Below are 20,913 nucleotides of genomic sequence, written 5' to 3'. Positions count from 1 at the left end.
CTTCTGTGAAATATTATTCCCTTCTCGAAAAGAAGATCAACCCATTAATAAGATCTAGGCTTATCAAAAATTTCAAAAAGCCGGAGAGTTTTCTGGTATCGAATCTATTGGGACTCGCACCATGTGCAAAACCTTCGGCTATTGGTTCTATAAATAAACAAAAGATTTCGCTATATTGTAAGAAATACTCAATCATAGCACCTCATAAATTACACTAAAATATATTGGCATCAATAAGGAAGAAAAAGATAATATACTAGATAATTTGTATATCTAATCATATATGATCAACATAAAGAAAAATTTGATATACAATCAGATTTAAAAACATTACTTAATAATTCTTTGAATTAAATTGGAGCTGATTCTCTACTTAAAAAACATGACTACTATATATTTCACCAGAATACAGATTCAAAACTATTTAATTAAAGACTAAAAAAAGCTTCTATCTTTAGATGCTTTTTTCAATCCAAAAACTATTTTTCTTTTTTCCATGATATTCGAAATTCCCCACCATGTTCTTCCGTTTTAATTTTAACCTTATATGTATCATCCTTAGGCACTTTAATATTTTTTTCGCCTTCGCCACTATTAAACTCTAGTATTGTATTATCATTTGAATCCACAACATAAGCAATTATAGTTCCTTGTTTAGTTTTATCATCAAAAGAAAAAATCCAATTCTCACCTTTTTTAACTTTCCTATCTTGAGTTGCAGATCCAGTAAATTTTCTATAATCTCCAGAGATACTACCTGATACACTATCTGAAGAACCATGAACTTTACCACCAACAATAGTTCCCTCTCTTGTAAAACAACCACTAAGAATTACTAAACACAAAACAAATAAAATTGTATTTTTAAAAATCCCCACTATCATTACCCCTTCTATTCCCAATAAAATTTTCACCATTAAACTTATAAAAATAACTATAATAAAAAATTATATCCATTAAGATATATATGTTTTATTATAGTTATAAATTTCAAATTATTATTTCAAATCTTCACGCAACTTAATTTCATCCTCATTTATGTAACCAGTAAAAATAACTTCTGATATATATTCATGGTTAAAAAACATATTATATTCAGTTGAAACATTTCCAATAGGATAATAACAAGCCACATAATCCCAAGTTTCCTTAGTTTTTGAATCTTCCTGTTTTCTACCATATATCATCAAAGGTTGCTCCCATGTTTTAAATTTCACAACCGAACCTATTGGAAGTAGTTCTAACTCTAAATTTTGTACCATCTTAGTTTCCCCTTCTTAAAATAGCCTTTTTTATAAGGAAATAAGTGATAGAAAACAACAAACAAGTACCAATTGTACCAAAAACTGCAACCGAAATGTTACCTGCTAATGTTTCATTTGGATCCAATGCATTAGGTAAAATTGTACCAAAAATTGCAATACAAGCTAATATAATCATAAAATATTTAAATTGTTTCACTTTTTTATTCATGCTACTTATCTCCTTTATTCCTTAACATTAACTTCTAAACCAAATCCCCATAAACCTACATCAGGACCAAATGGTGCATGGAATTTGAATCCACTTTTTCCAGCTTCAAAAGATCCCCCGAGTGTTCCAAGCGATGCTGATCCCCCAGTTTGTAACTTTTTATCCATAAATGGAATAGGAATTTTTATAGCACTCTCATATTTTACTAGAGTAGCTTCAGCTCCTATCCCAAATCCTTTAATATTCTCTAGTTCTATTCCGGCCTGGGCTACTGTAAAACCAACCATTTGGTAATAGTTTCATTGATACTTTTGCCTTCTAAATATTAAATGAATTTTGCGAATTATAAATCCAATTCTTTTTCTTATTGTCTATACGTTTATAGATATACTCTACTGTAAAGTATGCAATAACATTGCAAATTAGCAGCAAACCTATAAGTAAAATTTTATCTTCTAACCGTATAGTAGAAGAAGCCCCAATTAACAACATAATACATACAGTAAAAGTCAGAATTCTATTTATTGTACGCATATCTTAATTACTCCAGTCTTATATTAATCCCGTTTTTTTGTAAATTTATCATAAAATTTCTCTTGCGCCCACCGTCCAAATTTTAAAAAACATATTAAACCTGCTCCCAAAAGAATGAGAACGATAGTTCCTAACAATTTTTCCCACCAATTGTTGGATGGAGTAATCATTAATCCTATAATAGATACAGATATTACGACATAAACTAAAATATATAATGGTTTATACGATGGAGTTTTCATATCATTTTTTCTCCTCAGGTTTTTCAAATTTAAAACTACTTCCCATAGTAAACCCCTCTAAAACAGGAACTGTTATACCAGTTTCTTTTCCAACACTACCTTTCAAACCTATTGCACCCAATCACAAGAGTAATTATAGTCGATCTTATATCATTTACAGCATAAAGAGCCATATAATATTCAAAAGCTTTTTTATTAAAATCTGTATTTTTTTTATGTTAATTAAACCACCCCGCTACTGTTGACCAAGTTTTTTTCATTTTCCCTTTAATACATAATGAGCAAAATATATATTGGTTGATTTTACCGAACGCATCATAAGATTTTATTGCGAATTTTCAAACTTCTAATCTTCTATTGAATATTAGCATATAATCAATTCTAATCATGAAACATTCTACCTTTTATAATGATTTTGGATAAGTTATAAATAGTCTCTACCTATTAATATTGTATAATTCAATAAATTTGTTAAGACTGTCTTCTAATCTCTTAATTGTGTTTGGATACTTTTTTGAATAACCCTCGCACATTTTTTTTAAATAATGATAAAGTGTTTGATAATTAATTATTACCTCATCACCACTGTATAATGCAAATTCTCCCCCTTCAAATGAATCTCCATTGGCAATATCATACTCATCCAAATCTCTTGGAAAAGTACATGCGCCATATTCCTCTCCAAATCCTACTCCTTCACAAACTGAATTGATTACCTTTAAAAATCTTTTATCATCTACCATATTAAACACTGCTTGTATAGGAAAATGGGTTAAATCTAGTAAATCCTCATCTTTTAATCTAAATTCTCTTTGCATACATATCTCTCCTCGTATATCTTTAATCTATTCTGGAAAAAAGAAGAGATTTCTCCACCTTTATGGTATCCTCTCCAAGTTATTTCTTTACCGTCAACACCTGTCCATTCTCTCGAAAGAACTCCATCACTGGTTTTTAATTTAGCGTCATTAGCTGCTTCAATTCCACGGTTAATAAATTCCTTATCACTTATAATTTTAGGATCATAAATGTTGTTTGTGAATACTTTATTTCCATACTCTCCTGTAGGGGTGCCATCCATATTTAACTTAGGCATATTGTATTCTACTGTTTTTACACCTAGAATTTTTGAAGGTGATTCACTGACTATTTTTAATATTGTTTTTAAAGAACTCTTCACTGTTGTGTGCTCCATCAATACCTCTCCTTCTTGGAACAGAGGGATCTATATTTTTAATATGATTTTCTAATTTAGGAGTCGCTTTAAACTTTCAAGTGATTTAATGGTGAATGTTTTTGATACTTTTTACCTATTATGGACATTAAAAAAGCTTATGCAGGTTATACATAAGCTTTTTTACTCATGATTAGATATTTTTCAAATGCTACACCTTAAAGCAAGTCTTAAAAAGGTTAAATATAATAGTCAGGATTTTCATCCATTTTAATTAAAAATTCTTCTAAAGAATCCGCTATTTTCTCATCTTCAGAGTAAGTAGGACATTGACCTAATTCATTTTCCTCTTTAAATTTAATTGTTAAAAAGTTAAGTTCTGTTACTTCAAAAAACACTAATGAATCATCATCTAGGTTTGGATTATATTCATAAATATCTTGCCTTAAACGGAAATCTGCAACTGAAATCGGGTCCATAAATCTGTTGAAAAACGTTCTTGTATCAGACTTAAAAAACCACAACCTATTTCTTGATAAAAGCGTTTCAGTTCTTTTGGAAGTTCCATTTGTAATAAGCTTTCTGCCTCATCTATCTCATCTTGATATATAGGATAGAAAATAGGTTTTTGTTTAGAACGGACACTTCTGTCTGCTACAACATATTCTTTTAAAAAATTAAACATAATTTTTAATACCCCCTATTAAAGAAGGGTTATTTTTAACGCTTCCTCAAGCATTGTATTAAAATCATTATATGTGTTCATTACCGTACCTGATGGTTTATCAAGTTCTAAATAAGTACCGTCTGATAAGCTCTTACAAAACCACGCAATATTTGAATCGCCAAAGAAAAGATACTCTTTTTGAAATTCATTTTCATACCAAATCTTATTCGTGTCTATAAAGCCGCAAATATGTTCATCTTTTTTTGTTTCTAGTAAAGAAGAATCAACTCCGTAAAGTACCAGTCCATCAAAGTCTAAACCATTTACAGTTTTAAGAAACTCTTCGTATTCCCTCGGTAAATCAACATTAAATTTCTCTTTTACATGTTCTCTTAATCTTTGAACTTCAGTATCCGTTGCGGGTGTATTCAGCTTATAATTAACACTTTTCAATATATCTCCAATTTCCAAAATCATATTTTTCCACATATAAATTTCACTATTGCTTCAGCTTGAATCAGTTCAAAAATTTCTTTTTCATTTCCCTCATAATTGTTTAACATTCTTAGAATTTTTAAATCCTTTACATCCATGTCACTAACTCCTATCAATTATTTTAGGACTTTCTTTTACATGTTTGCTTCTGAATCCCATACCTCGATAAATTCAAAACCTTTTAAATCACTTTCTAACACTGTATTTCTAAATTCATCTGATACAAAAACGGAAGGAATATGTAATATTTCATTTAAGTAAACTTTAAATATTGTTTGGTTCTTAACCATATTAGGTAAGAATGCGTATTTTTTGAAATCTATTACTAAGCCAGAACGTAGTTTCTTTAGTATAGCTTTCTCATAGTTAATAGCATCTAGTGCATTTAAAACGTTAATTATATAATACACTTCTCCCGTCACATCATGAATTAGGGGAAGAAATTCTACATTATCACCAAGTATAGACTCTAAAAATTTTTTAGCTTTCCCACTAACCATTGGCGTACCAACTTCTCCCCAAAAATGAGGCAAATCACTTTGATTTCCTTCTTCTACACATTTAATACGTATTTCTCCCCATGAATCAGATGCTTTTACTGCCGAGTCAATTTTCCCTTCAAAATACTTTTTAGAATCTTCTTCTAAGTTCAATAGTTGAAAGGATTCATAGTCATCAAATGAACTCTTTAATTCCCAAATTTTCATTTTTACTCTCCTTTGTTATTTTTCTATTATAAGATTACTCTTTCTTCGGTTTATTTAATTTTAATTCACCATTCAATAAACGTTCTCTTATATCATGTAAGGCGTCAACAGCATCTTCTTGAGTACCGCCCCGTTTCTTAACAAGACTTAATACTCTCTCTACTTCAAGTATATACTCTGAACTATGCTTTCCTATGTGTAAGACTTCAGTAGTCACGTATTTATTAACTTTATAAGGTAAAAATACTCCATTAGCCGCCGAATCATGGTCTATCCCAAATTCCTTTAATAATTTTTGTGCCTTTTCTGCCCTACTATCATTCCAAGGTGTTAGATGATGTGCTGCATTAGAATATGGGGGTGGTTCAATCCCTGCATCCTTAAGTTCTTCACGTAATATTTTAGATGCTGTATACGAATCAGGATACTCATTTTTCACTTCAACTCTATCAAGAACTTTATCCGCATAATCTTTTATTACTTCTTGTACACCTTTAACTCTACTTCTTCCACCAGTTTCAGAAAACATAAATGTATCACGGGCTTCTTGTAAAGCTTCAAATGTTTTTATCTGATTGCTACCAAAGCCACTAGTACCTGCGAATGCAAATCGTTCTTTCAATGGTAAATGATTCGAAACAGACGAAATACCTTCTGAGAATTTTGTTAGATTTGCAGTAGTTGCTACCTTCGATACTTTACTTAATCCTTTATCACCAATAAGTCCTAATCCAACTTGTGTTAAAGCATAACTTCCCCATTTAGCACGACTTTCAGCATCTCCATTTATTACATCATTAATAAATGAATCTGACAATACATTATACATCGTACTGAGGGTATCAATAGGGTGCAAAGCAGCGTTCCCCATGTTTTCCCACGTTTCCCAATCTCCTAAAGCTTTTATTCCGTCTATTGTATCGCTAACTGCTTGTCCCGTACCATCTACAATACCGTCCCAAATTTTTTCACCAGTAGATTTTTCAGGTAGCTTACCACACATTTCACCTTCTTCAATTGAATTGGCAGCTTGTCGTGCCCTCTCTTCTGTAATCGCTTGAATTGAAGTTGTCCATTCCATATTCAACCCTTGCGTACTAAATGTACCACTTGCAGGACTAAACCCTTTCCCACTTTGAACTTCTGCAAGACCTGCAGCAATACTAGCTGCTAATTGAAGGGCTGTACTATAATTATTACTAGAGGTCTGATTGAATTGATACAAATGATCCAGCTTTTCTTGCAGTTTTTTCCTCATCACAGTAAAAAGATTCGCCATAGCGTCCATACCTGGGATTGGCATAGCTTGACTGATGGCTTCCATACTTGCTTTCATTCGGTCAACTTCTCGAATTTGTTCTAATATTTCTTGTTCAATTACATCTGTGGAAGCGACTTGTGATTGAAATTGACTTGGAAAAGCATCGTTCTGGCGAATTAACTCTTCACACAGATAAATGATTCCTTGCGCTAAAGGACGAAAGGTTTGTACAAAAAATGATTTTGCACTGCTATAAGTTTGTCCTTGTAGAACAGTATCAATTGCAAAGGCATCAATTGACTGAATGACTTGTTCCATACCTTGAATAGTAGCGTTACATACAGCATTCATACTTTGAGTTTGGCCTTGTACTTCTCCTAAATACATATTTAAGCTCATGCATTGACCTCCCTCGCTAATTGTTGTTGTTGATAGGAAAGGTCGTTTTCTAAATCACTAAGGTTTCGTCTTTCTTTAAGCAACGTTTCTTTTTGGTTTTCCAATTCAAATGTGACTTTTCGTTCAATATGTTGTGCCTCTTGATATGTATTCATAAAAAACTGAGACATTTCTCTATCACCATGCCAAGTTCCTAAAATTCGATCAAACAAACGATGGTTTCGACCTCTCCATTCATAAAAATCTGCTTCCGCTTGCTCCTGAATGTGAATCGCGGATTGATTTCGGTCTTGTTCTTCAAATACACTTCTTAACTTTTGATTTACTTGATTGATTTGTTTTTCAATATCTTGACTCATTATATTCCTCCTACTATTTTACCTTTACGTAGGTTGTCACATTAGCGAAAAGTGTTGTGAAGTTCGTTATCCATTCTCTCAAACTCTTGGGCTACTGAATGAATATTATCGACCGCTTGTTGAAAGGCAGTGGAAAATTGTTTCGTAAAATCTAACATTTGTTGATTCGCTTCTTGTGCTTTGGAATTAACAGATAGTGTTGTACGCGTCGCCTTTGTTATAGAACGATTTGTTGCACTTTGGATTATATTCGAAGCTGTTCTCATCTGCGTAGCAATTTGTTGTGCCGTTTGAAAATTACTTTGAAATTGTCCCATCACTCAAATCCTTTCTCTAATTTTCAGAAGATGCCAAAGAAATCCCAATAAATATATGAAAATTCCCTATTAATATCACTCTTTTTAAACGTGTGTCCAGCTAAGTTGGGCACGCAATCAAATGAGCCATACACTATAAGCTGTATGGCTCATTTGAAATGCCTGTTATATAGAGTATGACAATTTTTATTTCAAACCGAAATTACGTGATAATTCTTCATCATGAGAAGCAACAGCTTCTGCAGTTTTATTAAGCTGCATATTAATTTCTTGTAATAGCTGTGCGAAGTTTTGTACTTTTGGCTTTAATTGATTGAACTGTTGATCAAAACCTTCGAAAGCACGACCTTCCCATTCTCCTCTTAATTCATTTTGTAAATTTTGTAGTTGACTTAAAATGTCCTCAATTTGATTTGCACCTTGTCCATATTGAGCTGCTTTCGATTTAAGCTCCTCTGGTGACATACGAATTTGTCCAGCCATTTTCATTTCCCCTTTAATACATAATGAGCAAAATATAAATTGGTTAATTTTACTAAATATATTATAATGTATTATTTTGAACTTTAAAACATTTTATCTTTCTATTGAATATTAGAATATTAATATTCAACTTTTTCTTACTTTACAAGATTTTATGCAAAAAAGACCACCAAAAGGCAGTCCCTCAAAACTCAATCCCGTCCCGCGCTCCACTACTTTCTCATACAAATAATTCGCAACGATAATATCTACTACAGCCAAACCAACTGATTTGAAAATAGTAATCTCTTCATCATTTTCGTGACCAGCTTTTCCCCCTTATAATTTAACCAATTTCGGCGTGGAGATTGCTAGTTTTATCAAAATTTGAAGATTACCTGTTTCTAGATCCTATTCAATTAAGCAATCCTACAAATGCCTCTTCTTCCTCATCTATAAAACCTACAAATATAATTCCTTCAATATCCTCATGATTAAATACAAATGTATAATCAGGATTCATGTATCCTTCTGGATAAAAACAGCCAATATAGTCATACATCACAAGTTCTTTAATCCCAAGTTTTTGTTTTCTTCCATAGTTATTTATGTGAATTCAGCTCGTTTTTTTGTTTTGGGTGAAAAAATTTTTAACTTGATAGCAATGTGGTGCTGCCCTATTAGGCAAATTCGACAAAGAAAAGACACCTAAAGGTGCCTTCCTCCCACTTGAACCATCTTAATTTTATTGTGTTGTTATTATATAAGAAAAGAAGACATCGCTTAAGATGTCTTCTTTTCTTGTACACTTGGTGTTAAGAAGGTATTTATTGCTTAAAAACCATAAAAAAATATAACAATCATCGAGTAAACCTATTATAGCATCAATAAATAGAGTTTTTATATGTATTTTTACATATATATAGATTTATTTATGTTTTATATATATAGTTAAATTGTCTGTTTCTTGTTTTAATTCGTTTGTTTATTTTGAGTGCTCCAGCAATGGAGCCTTTTTTTATGCAATAAAACATTTTCTTAGCATTACTTAGTTGATCTATATTAACTTTACCCCTTAAATTATATCTATATTTTACCAAATAATTATATAGATAACCAGTTTTTTCTAAAAATCTAGTGAATTGATAATTTTAATGTTAGTTGTTAATACTCATAGAAAAATTCATTATGCAATGAAAATTGAGAAATCAAGAATTATAAAAAACTTATAGTATCTTTTGTAAAAGCATATTTATAATTCGTATATTAATATGTTATAATTTAATTTCTAAAACTACCAAAAAAGGACTGCCAGTAATGGTGGTCTTTTTTATATTGGTGAGATTGTACTAGTATAATAAAATAGGATTAACTGTTTATTGTGAGTTTGATTGGTTATCCCTTCTTTCCATTTGGAAGGAAAGGGGTAATATACCTATGGAGTTTTTGTTTGAGCTTCTAAAAGAATTTGTGAAAGCCATTGTACGTGAAGTGTCTGCGTATGTTTTTAGGAAACAAATTTTAGAAAAAGATAACAAAAAACCCACCCTTTTGCTTCCTCGTCGCCGTCGGAAGCAAAAGGGTGGGTTTCGTAAAAAATAAATGATCACGTTATATCCCTAATTGATTGTAAATTGATTTGAATACGTGAATTCACCACGATATTTAATTGCAGCGACATAAGTACCGCTTGTATAGCTATCTGTGATAGGGGTTTGCCAAATTTCTGTTCCAGGAATAAATTCTGGTTCTATTGTTTGGAATCGTTCTAGGGTACCATTTGTGTGGATTTTAAAAATTTTCATTTGCGCACCAAAATGTTCTCTACCAAAGTGCTGTGTTAAGTAAAATGTATCACCAGTTATTAAATTCCCAATCTTCCAATCTGGTTGATATGTACTTTCCTCTGAATTTTGTAAATCCACAATGGTTTTAAATCCCCAATCATCATTAAGTGGATCTGAGTAAGCTGCAGTTGCTTGTGAGGTAGGTTTACTCATTTCTATTGCAGTAAAACCGCTAAAAGTTAATGCCCCAATTAATGCTAATTTTCCTAACTTCATTATTGTTTCCCCCCTATTAATTTTTGTAATTTTTAAAACCAGAAATCATACACACATAATAATATAATCTACTGTATTATATTTCAAATATTTTCTAATAAACTCCATAAATAAAAAGGCACCCCAAAGGTTCCTTCCTCCGATTTGAATCACTTTAATTCTAAGAATATGTATTGGACTCCCATTCAAGTATTATTTTTCCTAATGAACAATTGGAATATTTTAGGTTTTTCACTATTTTTATGTTAAGATATTTTGGTTGATATTCATCTTATTTTAGGAGGTTGGAAGATCTGTTACATGCTTTTCATATGGATTTTAGCTTCTATACAGAAAATATAAAAGTTTTAGGGTTATTAGGGAATTCTACTCGCTTATCAATTGTTTGTAAATTGATTACATATAGTGAACGTATAGGGAAAAGACTTCATTTTAAAATAAAAGATAATAAAACAATGAAGATTATTAGGGTTACAAAGTTAATTTTAATTACTTTCGATATAAATGCTTTTGCTATAACTTAATTGTGTAAAATCACAAGTAGTCCACCTACGGAAATAGGTGGGCTTGAAATTCATAAAAAAAGACACCTAAAGGTGCCTTCTGCCGACTTGAACTATCTTAATTTTAATAATATGTATTGGATTCTGTCCCAAATATTATTGTGCCATGTTAAGTTATTGTATTTTATTTTTGCACCAGAACTGTTTTCTTTTCATAGGGTAATTTGTCCAATTAAAAACTACTTCCACTACAAAGATCAACTCTTTAATAGAGTTGATCTTTTTTAATTTTGAATATTTTAATTTTTAATAACAATACAATCCTATATTATGTTAACATATAAGTATATCCCAATATTACCAATAATTATTAAATTTTCCACAGTAATATTTGTTACTAGAAACTTCTATTTCACTGCTTTTTTCGCTGTTGTTCTCTCATAAAATAATAATAAAACCTCTTAACTTATTTGAAAGGCGTTATTATTTCAACTAACATTTAAATCTTAAAATACCCTTTCTTGATCCCGCAAAAATAATAAAGATGAATATATGAACAATGAATTAAAAACAATTATTATAAACTGAAAATTTACTTTTTATTTACAAAAAAATGAGGATATGGTAAATTTAAATTGTAAGATTTTACATTAGTGTAAAATCTTAACAAAATATAAACTGATAGAAATGGGGAATTAGTATGAAAAAAGCTATTATCGGTGCAATTGCTGCAGGTGTTTTAGTAGTTCCAGCTTCAATGAATGTATTTGCCGCAGAAAAAACAGTTGGAAAGTCCGAAATTGTGACAGCGGATAGCACAATAACTGAAGGATTTGTAGCAGATGAAAACAATTCTGGCAATAAACCTCAGTTATACGCAGGTGTAACGTCTGGTAAAGCAGACGGTGGGTATTGGATTAGAGGAAAAAGAGATGGAAACGTCATTTCCGAATATAAACATTATACAAAACAAGGTAGAGCAACAGTTACAAATGGAAAAGGCGTCTACAATGATGGAAAATGGCAGAAGAAAGATGTATTTAGCAAAGCAAAAGCTACATGGACATCTAGTGGTACAAATAAAGCGAATTACGATAATAAATAATATTCAAAAACAAGAGAAGTTTAAAAACTTCTCTTGTTTTTGAATATAGATAATTAGTGATATTAGATTTTTCTAAGAGGTGTTTGCATGAAAAAAATCATTTTTATTTTAATGGCAGCAACGCTGGCATTAACTGCATTTTTATCTTTAAATATTTTTAAAGAATATAAAACACAACAGTTATTCTATAAAAATACAACTAGTATTACTTTAAATTTTGAAGAAGAGAAAAGTTACACTAAGAATTACATTGAATTTTTACAAATTTTAGCAAAGAAATATAATGTGAATATTTCAAAATACATATACCCGGGAGAAAATGATTTACATATTTTCACAACTGATACTGGTTTAAATAACCATATCAAGTTAAAATCAGGGAAGTTTCCAGAAGTAAATTCAAACAAATTTATAAGTACTTCTGAAATTGAGAGCACAGATCAAATTGGTATTATAAAAAGAATAGATTCGAAAACTAAAATAACTATCCAACCTTTAAGTGCAGATGAAAATTTTGATGGAAGTGGTATGTACTATATCTCGACTCAAGATAAAGAAAAAATAAATGCCATGTTAAAAGAACTAAATGAAAATGTAGCTAAAACAGAAATTTTTGGCGAAAATAAAGCCAATTTTATATATTTACTTGAGAGCAATGGGTTTCAAATATTTTGTATATTTTTGATTGTATTATGCATCTTTGTTGCGATTATTCACTATATCATTCGTAGATTGAAAGATATAGCTATCATGCAAACATTGGGCTATACAAGAAAAAAAATAGTTAGCTTCTTTATCTTTAATTTAGGGAAAATCATGATACTATCAAGTCTTATGATTTATGTATTATTTATTATGTATTGTATATTTACAGATAGTACAGATTTTTATTTTGAATTATCATGTATTTTTTGGATTATAGCAATTACATTGAGTTTTATTTTAATTATACCTATCACAATAATTACGATAGTAGCCTTTACTAGAAATATAAATGTTTCAAAAATAAAAGGTAACAAGCCATATATATTAGTTAGCACATTAAATTTCACTTTAAAATTTCTATTTATAGTCGTAATGTTATTGTCCACGTATCATTGGAAAATCCTATCGAATGAACTCAATCAAAAGATAGATAATTTATCTAATTGGTCAAAAACTAAACATATTTATAAAACTCAAGTTACTTTCGCTAAGGGCGACGATTTAGGTGCGGAAGAAAAAATTAGCAAAAAAATGAAAGACCTTTACTTGGATATGGAAAAACAACATGGTGGCTTTCTAATTAGTACGTCAAATTATGACAAAATAGATGGAAAGTATATCTATGATTTAAATAATGAAAATGGGGATCCGAAGTTAGAACCTTCTGGAAATAGTGTTACTATAAATTCAAACTATTTATCTTATAATCCTATTAAATCAGTTAAAAAAACAATCAAAGAGCAAATTATTCATGATTCGAATACTATGAATATATTAGTGCCTGAAAAATTAAAGGAATATGAGAAGGAAATATATAAGAATTATAGAAAACATTTTTATTTCCAAAAAGTTGAAGTTGATAACATTTATAATGAGGAACTAGGAAGAGAGAAAAATAATACTAAAGAACAAGAGTTAAATATAAATATTATATATGTAAAAAATAATCAAGATTATTTTACTTATGATTCAACTATAAAAGCGGAAGATAAAAATCTCATTAGAGATCCTATTGCAATTATTGATACAGGTATCTTCAATCAATCCTTTTATTTGTCATATGTTGCATCTGAATTTTATTTTAAAACTAATAGTGAGCAACCATACGATAGTATAAGGGCTACTATTACTAAAAATGAGGCTCAATCAACTATACAAAATATCACCTCAGTATATGATCGTTTAGCGTTTGAAATTCAAAACCTAAAAACAGAAAAAGAAAATTTATTGATCGCAATGATCATATTAATCGTCTCGAATTTTCTAATAACTTATAACACTATTTCTAGTTACTATGAAAAAAACAAGTTCAATTTGTATATTAAACAATTATTTGGATTTAGCGCTATAAAGCGCAATAAAATTATGATTACTTTATTGTTATTAGTAAATATTATACCTATTATATCTGTATCTATATATGTTATTGATACTTATGTGATTTCTATAGGTATTTTGATCCTAATCTTAGAAATTTTAATAAGCTATTTCTTTGATAAGAAATTAAGCAATCAAACATTCAATGCTATCATAAAAGGAGAACATTAGTAATGATTGAATTAGTGAATATAAATAAGAAATTTGGTAATAAAGTTGTATTAAAAGACTTCTCATTGAAGATTGAAGATACAGACTTCATCGCAATCGTTGGGGAAAGTGGAAAAGGAAAAACGACGTTATTAAATATTATTGGTTTATTAGAACAAAGCGACTCTGGAGATATAATTATAGAAGAACAAATGAATCCAAACAAAAAGCAAACCTTACTATTGCAACGTGAAAAATTAGCTTATCTATTTCAAAATTACGCTTTAATGGAAAACGAAACGGTAGAGAAAAATTTATTAATAGCCCTAGAATATCAAAAAAATATCGATAAAAGAAAAATAATAAAAGAAGCTTTACAAAAAGTGAATTTGCCTAATTATGAGAAGAAAAAAATTTTTGAGCTTAGTGGTGGAGAACAACAAAGAATCGCTTTAGCAAGAATACTTATTAAAAAATGCGACTACATTTTAGCTGATGAGCCAACTGGTAATTTAGATAACAATAATCGAGATTTAGTGTTTAATATATTAAAAGACCTTAATGAAGATGGAAAAACGATAATATTTGTTACACATGATATGGAATTGGCCTCTAGAGCAAAAAAAATTATAACAATTTAGCGTAGGTTAAAAAGAAACTATTTTTACCCCTACCATTAAAATAGTATGAGACTGATATTAATGCATCATTTGCAAAACGAAAGGACGATTTTTATGTATTTATAGAATCGTCTCTTCGTTACTATACGTATCCTTATTAAAGTCATTAAAATGGGGCCTGTTGCAAAAAATCGAGAAGCTGATATTGTTGTATGAAATATTGTATAAAAGAAGCTTATAACGATTTAATAGTGATGAATTATTAAATCAGTTGAAATCTGTTCGTAAAAAAGTAAGGTATGTAGAAAACAGCGCTAGTAATTGGGCTAGGATTAATCCCACTCTGTTCTTAATTTAAGGAATTCCAAAACGTTCTAACTTCAATGGAAGACCGCCTGCACCACAAGCTTAATTGTTCTGCAAAGAAAGTCATACTACTTGTATGGCTTTTTCTTTATTTTAGTTACTTAAGCCCTACATTTTTATCTGATTTGCTTCTGCTGGTGTAGAAGAGGGAAAAGATATAGAAACATAAAGTGAAACTTTAATCAGCCCTCACCAATTGGGCTTTTACGGGCAGCCCGCCCCCCCACCTAATTTCTTTGCTTCCGCTGAATTTTGAAATGGGGATCTTACCGCCCGTTAATGCGGGATAAAAGAAAACCGCCTGAAATGATATGTACTTGAATAGTAGTACATAAAAAAATACAAATAACAATAAATTAAATATCATTAAAACAAAAAGGAGATGTCCCAGGCATGGTACTAGGACATCTCCTTTACTTATCTAAATTTCTAAACTCTATACAGCACTATCATTTAAACAATTATTAAATATATCTTCTAACTAAAACATCGTATTATCATTAGCTGCTTCACTTGGAATCTCTTGAATTACATCCCAGTGTTCGACAATCTTTCCATCCTTGATACGAAATATATCCACTATAGCAACTCCCTTATCTTGAGAATTAGTACGAGAATGTACATGAAGAGCAACTGTATCCCCTTCAGCTACTACACGTTTAATCTCTGCAGAGGAATTAGGATTTTTAACAAAATCCTCCTTAAAGAAATCCATGAAGGCTTTTCGTCCATCAGCAACAAAAGGATTATGTTGCTTATAATCTTCACTAACATATTTAGGGATAGTATCGATATTATGTTTGTTAAAAACTTCATTATAGAAATCAACTACCATCTTTTTATTCTTTTCATTTTCTTTTACTTCTTTTGATACAGAAGCGACATTTTCGCTCTTTATTGAGTTCCCTTTGTTATTACCGGTGGAAGCTTGAAATATCAAAGTCGATACAATTCCTAAAATAAACACAGAAATAATTATTACTATTAAACTTTTCTCTAATTTCATATATACCTACCTCTTCTACTTAAATAAGTTTTCTTCTATAAAAAGCTTGAAGAAGGAGAAACCTTCCCCAAAATGTAATGTCAGGGGTAATGTTAGGAATTTCATTTATCCTAACCTCCCCCTATACAAGGCATATTAGAAACGATTAACTCTAACTTAATACCTCATTAACAGTTGCACTGTCCACAATTTGAATAAACTTCTTAACATTATCGTTCTCATCAAACTTATAAAGATGACAAAAATCTGCTACAAATGACTTCCCTGTAGCTTTATATGTTCCACTATATTTTCCATACACGATAACAGTATCGTTATTAAAAGTATAAATTTCATCTTTAGCACTATAGTCATCCCATTCCGTGCCAAGACGTTCATGTACGTTTTTCACTACTTCATCTGGACCTATATAAGTACCTGCATATGGAAACCCAGCAGCTTCTGTCCAAGATACATTTTCACTTAAATACGTTTTGAACGCATCCAATTTCCCTTCGCCAGTTAACACATACGTTTCATGTAATAGTTTTTGATATTTATTCATATCATTAACCCCAAGGCATTTCTTTTGTTACAACTTTTGCACTTAATTCTAATACACCTTTATTTGCATAGCCTGGATATGCTGCTTCAAGTTTTGCCACAAAATCTTTTGAAGTTCCACTTTCCTCAGAAGCTTGAACCGCCGTTCTTAGATAATCCATTGTCGCAGTAAGTGCTTGATTATTTAGGGATTTTTCGATTGATCCATGGCTAGGCACAATTATGTCAGCATGTAATGCTTGTAATACTTTCAAGTTCTCAATCCATGCCTCCATAGCCGCTTTTGAGTTAGTATCCGCTAAGAATACATGTATTTCGTTAAATACATCAATACCACCAATTAATACTTTTAGTTCTTTATTAAATAGGCTAGTTCTGTAATGATCTAAGCCTACTAGTTCAAATGTTAACCCCTGAAAATCAATCGCTTTTTCTTTAAATACTTGAGGTAATACCACGTTACTTGGTGCATTTTCTCCAAGGGCGTCTTTCCAAACTTTTAATTTCCCTAAGACAGAATGAACGATATGTTCAACAGTAGACTCCGTAGCATACGCTATAGCTTCTGGGTAAACGGCTTTAATGCTCTCTAATCCAAAGTAGTAGTCTGGATCCCCATGAATAATAAAGATTTTATCTAGAGATAAGTTGTTTTTTTTCAAATACTCTACAATTTCTTTCGAATCAAACTGCGTAAATTTTGAGTTTATTAAAAATGCATGTCCTGCTTTCTCAACTAATGTTGCTGTGACCATAAAGCTTTTTTCGTCCGAACTAAACACCGTTAATTTCACATCTTTTTGATTTGTATCGATTGTTTTAAACATAGTATGTTATTCTCCTTTTGTTAAAGTTATTAACTAATTATCATATTTTTATCATGTTCCGATAAAGTGAAACTTTAATCAGTGGGGGTTTTGTTCATCCCCCACTGATTATTAGTTGAACCAATCGGACTTTTACGGACAGTTGATCCCCCACCTAACTTCTTTGCTTCCACTGAATTTTGAGGTGGGGGTCTTACTGCCCGTTAAAGCGGGATAAAATCTCCCACTCCCATTTATCTCAAAGTGTAATAGTACTGGCGAATATTCCGGAGATGAATGTCAGGTGGCCTAAGATAACATGTTTGCTACCATATCCTAAATTTTCTTAATATAAATTTTTAAAACGCGCTTCAATTTTATCCGGCGTCATTACACCACCACCAATAGGAATAATTTGATTATCCTTTTGTAAAAGTAATGAAGGATAGCTATTAACACCAAGCTGTCGAACTTTATTGAAATCATTTTGGACATCTATTATTGTTTCTTGAGCGTTTAAACGTTCTAATACTTGTTCAGGGTCTAAACCATGCTCGATTGCAATCTTGCGATATGTTTCAGGATCACTCAGACTTTGGCCCTCATAATAAAACGCTTTTTGCATAGCCGAAGTGAATTCTAATAAACGGTCTGGCGCTAATGAGCGTAAAGCTGAAAAGCCAATTGCAGCATCTTTCGAATTCATTTTAAAAGTCCCTTCCTCCACTAATTTTTGATATGAAGGACCAAATTCAGCACCTGTAAGTTGATTAATTCTTTTATTTCCTTCTTCTATATATGAGAAGTTTTTCATTGGTAAATTATCTAAAAATAACCCTCCACATAAAACCGTTAATGGCACTTCAGTGTGGTTTTTGTAAAACCCTTTAATACTTTCTGAAAAACCATAGCACCATCCACAATATGCATCCCATACGTAAATAAGATTATCTTGTTTCGTCTCCATTTAAATCTCCTACCTTTTTTTTATTATCCAGCTCAACTAAATTTTTGGTTTATATAGGTACATCTTTTTATACCTTATTCTTTTTTAGATACCTTACTATATTTCCCCAAAACTAATATTTCCAAAGAAAGACCCACCAAGATTTTTAACAAAAGATAACATTGCACTTTATTGCCCCGTAACAGAAAATACTAAAGCTTGGAATATGCATTGATTTGAATGTGTTAGTAACTTTCTACACCGGGTGGCAACGTATGGACCACCATCCTTAATTAAATATATAAATCATATTTTTAGCAGATATTAGTTGTAACTAAATTAATTACATCATTATGTAACCATTTTAGTTACAACTAATATAGAAGTCAATTCTTTTTTTCGAAAACATTAAATTTCTACATTATAACGAAATTCTGTGTTAACTTGTAACAAAAAAAGAGGAGCCATCTCCTCTTAATAAATAAACACTATTTAATTTGTTCCTTGTACTCACGGTTAACAACTACATACCATTTTCCTGTATCAAATTTTTCTTTATTAATCACATAAACTTTACTTTCTCTCATTACCTCCCCTGGTTTTAATCCCTTAGTAATACTAGAGGTCTCGCCTTTTTCAACCGCATAACTACTAGCTGCCAACACATCACTTTGGTAAGCATTATCATTTTCATCTACTAAATCCACTGATGGTAAAACGGCTAATTTCATCGGTTCGTTTGTGATATTTTTCCCTTCTGCTTCTACAACAATAAAGACATGTCCATCTTCAGGTTTTTGGAATCCTATACTCTCTTTACCAACCTTATCTCTTTCTACAACTCTTTTTACAGTTACATCAAATTTAGGTGTATGAAAATCCTTGTTTACAGCATACTCTTTTTCTTTTATTTTTGATTTCTCTTTTGCTTGTTCTGTATTTTTCTGCTTTGTATTCTCTTTCGTTTTCGTCTCATCAGTCGTTTGCACTTTCTTTTCTTCTTGTTTAGAATTGGTTTCTTTAGATTCTGAAGAAGTTTTGTCGGATGTATTGCCGCAACCAGATAAATTGAATACTAAAGCGCCACCTAAAATACATGTAGTAAATTTTTTCAACATCTCTTTTTATCCCCCAATAACACGATATGTAAATTTCTTACTTATCATAGCAAAAAACACCACATTAAATTGTTGCATCTTGTCGAATGATTAAGAATAATCAAGTTACTCCACGTCCTCTTTTATTATAAAGGTAAATATAACGTCTATAAAACCTGCTATAATAGGTTTTTACACCGTTAGCATACAATTTTTTACTTTCGGTAATGTGCCCCCCATTTGAAGGATAATTGAAATATTAAGACCAACTGATAGAGGTGTTTGCGTGGAATTATTTGAGTATTATAAAAAAAAGGGGAAGTTGAAGTGTTTAATTGGAACTGGGCTTTTTCTTTATGGATTAAGTGGCATGTATAATACTTGGGGTAATATTAATTGGGGACCAATAATCTTAATTATTATAGCTTCTCTTGTATTTTTTAGTATTGGATTTTGGCAATTAAGAAAAGGAAATTTACTAGAAAAAAATATAATTAAAAATGATTTAACATTTTGGGATATTGATACTTATGTTTTGTTAGAATTACCCGGCAATAATAAACATTTAGGTTTATATACTCCTGATGGAAGATATGCAGCAGGAACAAAGATGATTTCTTCAACATTACCTATTTTAAAAAATAAAGAAGTTTTTGGATTGGAAGCAAGTGATGGAGAAATTCTTGCATATTTTCAAAGTGAAGTTGAAAATTATGATTGGGCTATTTATGATTCGAATTATAATTGTGTAGGTATGTTTAAAGAAAATATGATACAAGGATTTGGAATGGTACGTGGTTCTTTGATGAATGAAAAAGAGATAAAAATTTCTGAGATAGAAGTGGAATTTGATTTTTTCGAAACGTCTTTTCGTACAATGGATGATCGTATATTAATAAACTGCAAGAGGGGATATATGCCTTTAGAATGGAGTGAAAGATTTGGCTTAAATGTACCGATTATTAAATTAGGTAATAATATTTCTAATGCTGAAAAAATATTTGGTTTAGGTATTCTTCTTTATATTTTAGAAACAATTAAAGTAAGAAAAAGTAGGATTTTTAATGATTAGAATTAATTATTTATATTATGAAATTTATTGAATCTTTTATTAGAGATTACATCGCCGAAAGTGAAATATTGTATATTTTAGAATTACTTTACGTTTACTTTTTAAAATTGATGAGCATTTGTTATGCCAGAACCAACTGGAAATGGAAACGGCAAGCGAGTATACTCCGCTTGCCGTTTTTTCATAGCTTCGTATGTATTTGAATCCCTTTCGCTTTCTCTTCTTCACCCTTCACGCGTACAATTAAATCATATGACCCAGGTTTTGGCGCTTCAAAAGAAAGCAAACCTTCTTTTTGAGAAGTGACTTCTTCTTCATAAATGACCTTATCATCTTTTGTGACTTGCAATAAAATCGTACCTTCTTCAACTGCTGCCTCATAAGGAATTTCCACATTTCCTTTTTCAGCTTTAAGCGTTTGTAAATCGTAATACCCCTGCAAAGAAAAAAGCACCAGGTCCCCC

Annotated in this window: 25 protein-coding genes and 5 pseudogenes; 7 read left to right on the top strand and 23 right to left on the bottom strand. The window is 30.8% G+C overall.

Annotation, left to right across the window (positions count from 1 at the left end; translation table 11 throughout):
* Positions 1-13: 13 nt before the first annotated feature.
* Positions 14-277: pseudogene (locus NST86_RS04790) on the top strand (tyrosine-type recombinase/integrase); the annotation flags it as partial.
* Between the two features lie 202 nt (positions 278-479).
* On the opposite strand, the gene NST86_RS04785 reads toward NST86_RS04790, so the two are convergent.
* The 16 genes and pseudogenes from NST86_RS04785 to NST86_RS04710 all read right to left on the bottom strand — a co-directional run.
* Positions 480-917, bottom strand: coding sequence for a hypothetical protein (locus tag NST86_RS04785; protein WP_001999201.1), 438 nt, complete (start codon positions 915-917; stop codon positions 480-482).
* A gap of 81 nt (positions 918-998) precedes the next feature.
* Entirely contained in the window at positions 999-1,262 is a 264-nt protein-coding gene (locus tag NST86_RS04780; RefSeq protein WP_000250495.1) for a DUF4176 domain-containing protein, read from the bottom strand.
* A gap of 1 nt (position 1,263) precedes the next feature.
* Positions 1,264-1,473 (bottom strand): hypothetical protein, encoded by a 210-nt coding sequence (locus NST86_RS04775; protein ID WP_001036924.1) that lies wholly within the window; start codon positions 1,471-1,473, stop codon positions 1,264-1,266.
* 14 nt (positions 1,474-1,487) lie between these two features.
* Entirely contained in the window at positions 1,488-1,760 is a 273-nt protein-coding gene (locus NST86_RS04770; RefSeq protein ID WP_016117288.1) for a hypothetical protein, read from the bottom strand.
* A gap of 270 nt (positions 1,761-2,030) precedes the next feature.
* The gene (locus tag NST86_RS04765) at positions 2,031-2,249 is read right to left on the bottom strand and encodes a hypothetical protein (protein ID WP_000856866.1); all 219 of its coding nucleotides are present in this window, start codon (positions 2,247-2,249) and stop codon (positions 2,031-2,033) included.
* A 437-nt stretch (positions 2,250-2,686) separates the two neighbouring features.
* Positions 2,687-3,067 carry a ribonuclease toxin immunity protein CdiI gene (cdiI, locus tag NST86_RS04760; RefSeq protein ID WP_061664142.1) on the bottom strand — a complete coding sequence of 127 codons (381 nt, stop codon included), beginning with the start codon at positions 3,065-3,067 and terminating at the stop codon, positions 2,687-2,689.
* A complete protein-coding gene (locus NST86_RS04755; RefSeq protein ID WP_061664143.1) occupies positions 3,046-3,444 on the bottom strand; it encodes a CdiA family toxin C-terminal domain-containing protein in 399 nt (132 codons plus the stop codon). The genes cdiI and NST86_RS04755 overlap by 22 nt, the downstream gene beginning before the upstream one ends.
* A gap of 218 nt (positions 3,445-3,662) precedes the next feature.
* Positions 3,663-4,108 (bottom strand): annotated as a pseudogene (locus NST86_RS04750) (SMI1/KNR4 family protein).
* 18 nt (positions 4,109-4,126) lie between these two features.
* The gene (locus tag NST86_RS04745; protein ID WP_000265803.1) at positions 4,127-4,579 is read right to left on the bottom strand and encodes a YrhA family protein; all 453 of its coding nucleotides are present in this window, start codon (positions 4,577-4,579) and stop codon (positions 4,127-4,129) included.
* 140 nt (positions 4,580-4,719) lie between these two features.
* A complete protein-coding gene (locus tag NST86_RS04740) occupies positions 4,720-5,292 on the bottom strand; it encodes an imm11 family protein (protein ID WP_000707085.1) in 573 nt (190 codons plus the stop codon).
* Positions 5,293-5,326: 34 nt separating this feature from the next.
* Positions 5,327-6,952 carry an AHH domain-containing protein gene (locus NST86_RS04735; protein WP_061664144.1) on the bottom strand — a complete coding sequence of 542 codons (1,626 nt, stop codon included), beginning with the start codon at positions 6,950-6,952 and terminating at the stop codon, positions 5,327-5,329.
* Positions 6,949-7,311: a DUF3958 family protein gene (locus NST86_RS04730; protein ID WP_000076120.1), complete on the bottom strand. Its 363-nt coding sequence runs from the start codon at positions 7,309-7,311 to the stop codon at positions 6,949-6,951. The genes NST86_RS04735 and NST86_RS04730 overlap by 4 nt, the downstream gene beginning before the upstream one ends.
* Positions 7,312-7,352: 41 nt before the next feature.
* Positions 7,353-7,628 (bottom strand): TIGR04197 family type VII secretion effector, encoded by a 276-nt coding sequence (locus NST86_RS04725; protein ID WP_000529655.1) that lies wholly within the window; start codon positions 7,626-7,628, stop codon positions 7,353-7,355.
* A 186-nt stretch (positions 7,629-7,814) separates the two neighbouring features.
* A complete protein-coding gene (locus NST86_RS04720) occupies positions 7,815-8,111 on the bottom strand; it encodes a WXG100 family type VII secretion target (RefSeq protein WP_000918587.1) in 297 nt (98 codons plus the stop codon).
* Between the two features lie 126 nt (positions 8,112-8,237).
* Positions 8,238-8,429, bottom strand: a pseudogene (locus tag NST86_RS04715) (hypothetical protein); the annotation flags it as partial.
* A gap of 76 nt (positions 8,430-8,505) precedes the next feature.
* Positions 8,506-8,691: pseudogene (locus NST86_RS04710) on the bottom strand (DUF4176 domain-containing protein); the annotation flags it as partial.
* Between the two features lie 836 nt (positions 8,692-9,527).
* On the opposite strand from NST86_RS04710, the gene NST86_RS04705 reads away from it, so the two are divergent.
* The gene (locus NST86_RS04705) at positions 9,528-9,692 is read left to right on the top strand and encodes a hypothetical protein (RefSeq protein WP_000394761.1); all 165 of its coding nucleotides are present in this window, start codon (positions 9,528-9,530) and stop codon (positions 9,690-9,692) included.
* Between the two features lie 17 nt (positions 9,693-9,709).
* On the opposite strand, the gene NST86_RS04700 is transcribed toward NST86_RS04705, so the two are convergent.
* A complete protein-coding gene (locus tag NST86_RS04700) occupies positions 9,710-10,153 on the bottom strand; it encodes a DUF5065 family protein (RefSeq protein WP_061663209.1) in 444 nt (147 codons plus the stop codon).
* A gap of 311 nt (positions 10,154-10,464) precedes the next feature.
* Between NST86_RS04700 and NST86_RS04695 the strand changes: the two genes are divergently transcribed.
* The 4 genes from NST86_RS04695 to NST86_RS04680 all read left to right on the top strand — a co-directional run bounded on the left by NST86_RS04695 (position 10,465) and on the right by NST86_RS04680 (position 14,634).
* Positions 10,465-10,677 carry a hypothetical protein gene (locus tag NST86_RS04695; RefSeq protein ID WP_061663210.1) on the top strand — a complete coding sequence of 71 codons (213 nt, stop codon included), beginning with the start codon at positions 10,465-10,467 and terminating at the stop codon, positions 10,675-10,677.
* Positions 10,678-11,356: 679 nt separating this feature from the next.
* Entirely contained in the window at positions 11,357-11,761 is a 405-nt protein-coding gene (locus NST86_RS04690; RefSeq protein WP_000709112.1) for a lactococcin 972 family bacteriocin, read from the top strand.
* Positions 11,762-11,848: 87 nt separating this feature from the next.
* Positions 11,849-14,014, top strand: coding sequence for a DUF1430 domain-containing protein (locus NST86_RS04685; protein ID WP_016117281.1), 2,166 nt, complete (start codon positions 11,849-11,851; stop codon positions 14,012-14,014).
* Between the two features lie 2 nt (positions 14,015-14,016).
* On the top strand, positions 14,017-14,634 hold the full coding sequence (locus tag NST86_RS04680) for a putative bacteriocin export ABC transporter (protein WP_000571715.1): 618 nt from the start codon (positions 14,017-14,019) through the stop codon (positions 14,632-14,634).
* Positions 14,635-15,460: 826 nt separating this feature from the next.
* Here NST86_RS04680 and NST86_RS04675 read toward each other — a convergent pair.
* From NST86_RS04675 to NST86_RS04655, 5 genes are all read right to left on the bottom strand, one after another.
* Complete coding sequence (locus tag NST86_RS04675; protein ID WP_000764220.1) at positions 15,461-15,985, bottom strand: nuclear transport factor 2 family protein; 525 nt, start codon at positions 15,983-15,985, stop codon at positions 15,461-15,463.
* A 151-nt stretch (positions 15,986-16,136) separates the two neighbouring features.
* Positions 16,137-16,529, bottom strand: a complete 393-nt coding sequence (locus NST86_RS04670; protein ID WP_001046365.1) for a nuclear transport factor 2 family protein — start codon at positions 16,527-16,529, stop codon at positions 16,137-16,139.
* Between the two features lie 4 nt (positions 16,530-16,533).
* Complete coding sequence (locus tag NST86_RS04665; protein ID WP_000477257.1) at positions 16,534-17,355, bottom strand: hypothetical protein; 822 nt, start codon at positions 17,353-17,355, stop codon at positions 16,534-16,536.
* Between the two features lie 325 nt (positions 17,356-17,680).
* A complete protein-coding gene (locus NST86_RS04660; RefSeq protein ID WP_000448622.1) occupies positions 17,681-18,301 on the bottom strand; it encodes a DsbA family protein in 621 nt (206 codons plus the stop codon).
* A 467-nt stretch (positions 18,302-18,768) separates the two neighbouring features.
* Positions 18,769-19,398, bottom strand: a complete 630-nt coding sequence (locus NST86_RS04655; RefSeq protein WP_016117280.1) for a hypothetical protein — start codon at positions 19,396-19,398, stop codon at positions 18,769-18,771.
* A gap of 265 nt (positions 19,399-19,663) precedes the next feature.
* Here NST86_RS04655 and NST86_RS04650 point away from each other — a divergent pair, with 265 nt between their 5' ends.
* Positions 19,664-20,449, top strand: a complete 786-nt coding sequence (locus tag NST86_RS04650; protein WP_061664301.1) for a hypothetical protein — start codon at positions 19,664-19,666, stop codon at positions 20,447-20,449.
* Between the two features lie 181 nt (positions 20,450-20,630).
* Here NST86_RS04650 and NST86_RS04645 read toward each other — a convergent pair.
* A pseudogene (locus NST86_RS04645) lies at positions 20,631-20,906 on the bottom strand (BA_1872 family lipoprotein); the annotation flags it as partial.
* Positions 20,907-20,913: the final 7 nt, after the last annotated feature.

It is taken from the genome of Bacillus sp. FSL L8-0199, from assembly GCF_038005705.1.
Classification (GTDB): domain Bacteria; phylum Bacillota; class Bacilli; order Bacillales; family Bacillaceae_G; genus Bacillus_A; species Bacillus_A cereus.
The sequence above is the reverse complement of the archived record's forward strand: the minus strand, read 5'-3'. Positions and strand labels throughout refer to the sequence as shown.

What these genes read in the sequence shown, in the direction of transcription:
- NST86_RS04695 (WP_061663210.1), top strand. Translation starts at nt 10,465, where the DNA reads ATGGATTTTAGCTTCTATACAGAAAATATAAAAGTTTTAGGGTTATTA.
- NST86_RS04675 (WP_000764220.1), bottom strand. Translation starts at nt 15,985, where the DNA reads ATGAAATTAGAGAAAAGTTTAATAGTAATAATTATTTCTGTGTTTATT.
- NST86_RS04700 (WP_061663209.1), bottom strand. Translation starts at nt 10,153, where the DNA reads ATGAAGTTAGGAAAATTAGCATTAATTGGGGCATTAACTTTTAGCGGT.
- cdiI (WP_061664142.1), bottom strand. Translation starts at nt 3,067, where the DNA reads ATGCAAAGAGAATTTAGATTAAAAGATGAGGATTTACTAGATTTAACC.
- NST86_RS04785 (WP_001999201.1), bottom strand. Translation starts at nt 917, where the DNA reads ATGGTGAAAATTTTATTGGGAATAGAAGGGGTAATGATAGTGGGGATT.
- NST86_RS04775 (WP_001036924.1), bottom strand. Translation starts at nt 1,473, where the DNA reads ATGAATAAAAAAGTGAAACAATTTAAATATTTTATGATTATATTAGCT.
- NST86_RS04680 (WP_000571715.1), top strand. Translation starts at nt 14,017, where the DNA reads ATGATTGAATTAGTGAATATAAATAAGAAATTTGGTAATAAAGTTGTA.
- NST86_RS04735 (WP_061664144.1), bottom strand. Translation starts at nt 6,952, where the DNA reads ATGAGCTTAAATATGTATTTAGGAGAAGTACAAGGCCAAACTCAAAGT.
- NST86_RS04660 (WP_000448622.1), bottom strand. Translation starts at nt 18,301, where the DNA reads ATGGAGACGAAACAAGATAATCTTATTTACGTATGGGATGCATATTGT.
- NST86_RS04765 (WP_000856866.1), bottom strand. Translation starts at nt 2,249, where the DNA reads ATGAAAACTCCATCGTATAAACCATTATATATTTTAGTTTATGTCGTA.
- NST86_RS04730 (WP_000076120.1), bottom strand. Translation starts at nt 7,311, where the DNA reads ATGAGTCAAGATATTGAAAAACAAATCAATCAAGTAAATCAAAAGTTA.
- NST86_RS04655 (WP_016117280.1), bottom strand. Translation starts at nt 19,398, where the DNA reads ATGTTGAAAAAATTTACTACATGTATTTTAGGTGGCGCTTTAGTATTC.
- NST86_RS04685 (WP_016117281.1), top strand. Translation starts at nt 11,849, where the DNA reads ATGAAAAAAATCATTTTTATTTTAATGGCAGCAACGCTGGCATTAACT.
- NST86_RS04705 (WP_000394761.1), top strand. Translation starts at nt 9,528, where the DNA reads ATGGAGTTTTTGTTTGAGCTTCTAAAAGAATTTGTGAAAGCCATTGTA.
- NST86_RS04780 (WP_000250495.1), bottom strand. Translation starts at nt 1,262, where the DNA reads ATGGTACAAAATTTAGAGTTAGAACTACTTCCAATAGGTTCGGTTGTG.
- NST86_RS04745 (WP_000265803.1), bottom strand. Translation starts at nt 4,579, where the DNA reads ATGTGGAAAAATATGATTTTGGAAATTGGAGATATATTGAAAAGTGTT.
- NST86_RS04725 (WP_000529655.1), bottom strand. Translation starts at nt 7,628, where the DNA reads ATGGGACAATTTCAAAGTAATTTTCAAACGGCACAACAAATTGCTACG.
- NST86_RS04720 (WP_000918587.1), bottom strand. Translation starts at nt 8,111, where the DNA reads ATGGCTGGACAAATTCGTATGTCACCAGAGGAGCTTAAATCGAAAGCA.
- NST86_RS04755 (WP_061664143.1), bottom strand. Translation starts at nt 3,444, where the DNA reads ATGGAGCACACAACAGTGAAGAGTTCTTTAAAAACAATATTAAAAATA.
- NST86_RS04690 (WP_000709112.1), top strand. Translation starts at nt 11,357, where the DNA reads ATGAAAAAAGCTATTATCGGTGCAATTGCTGCAGGTGTTTTAGTAGTT.
- NST86_RS04740 (WP_000707085.1), bottom strand. Translation starts at nt 5,292, where the DNA reads ATGAAAATTTGGGAATTAAAGAGTTCATTTGATGACTATGAATCCTTT.
- NST86_RS04770 (WP_016117288.1), bottom strand. Translation starts at nt 1,760, where the DNA reads ATGGTTGGTTTTACAGTAGCCCAGGCCGGAATAGAACTAGAGAATATT.
- NST86_RS04670 (WP_001046365.1), bottom strand. Translation starts at nt 16,529, where the DNA reads ATGAATAAATATCAAAAACTATTACATGAAACGTATGTGTTAACTGGC.
- NST86_RS04665 (WP_000477257.1), bottom strand. Translation starts at nt 17,355, where the DNA reads ATGTTTAAAACAATCGATACAAATCAAAAAGATGTGAAATTAACGGTG.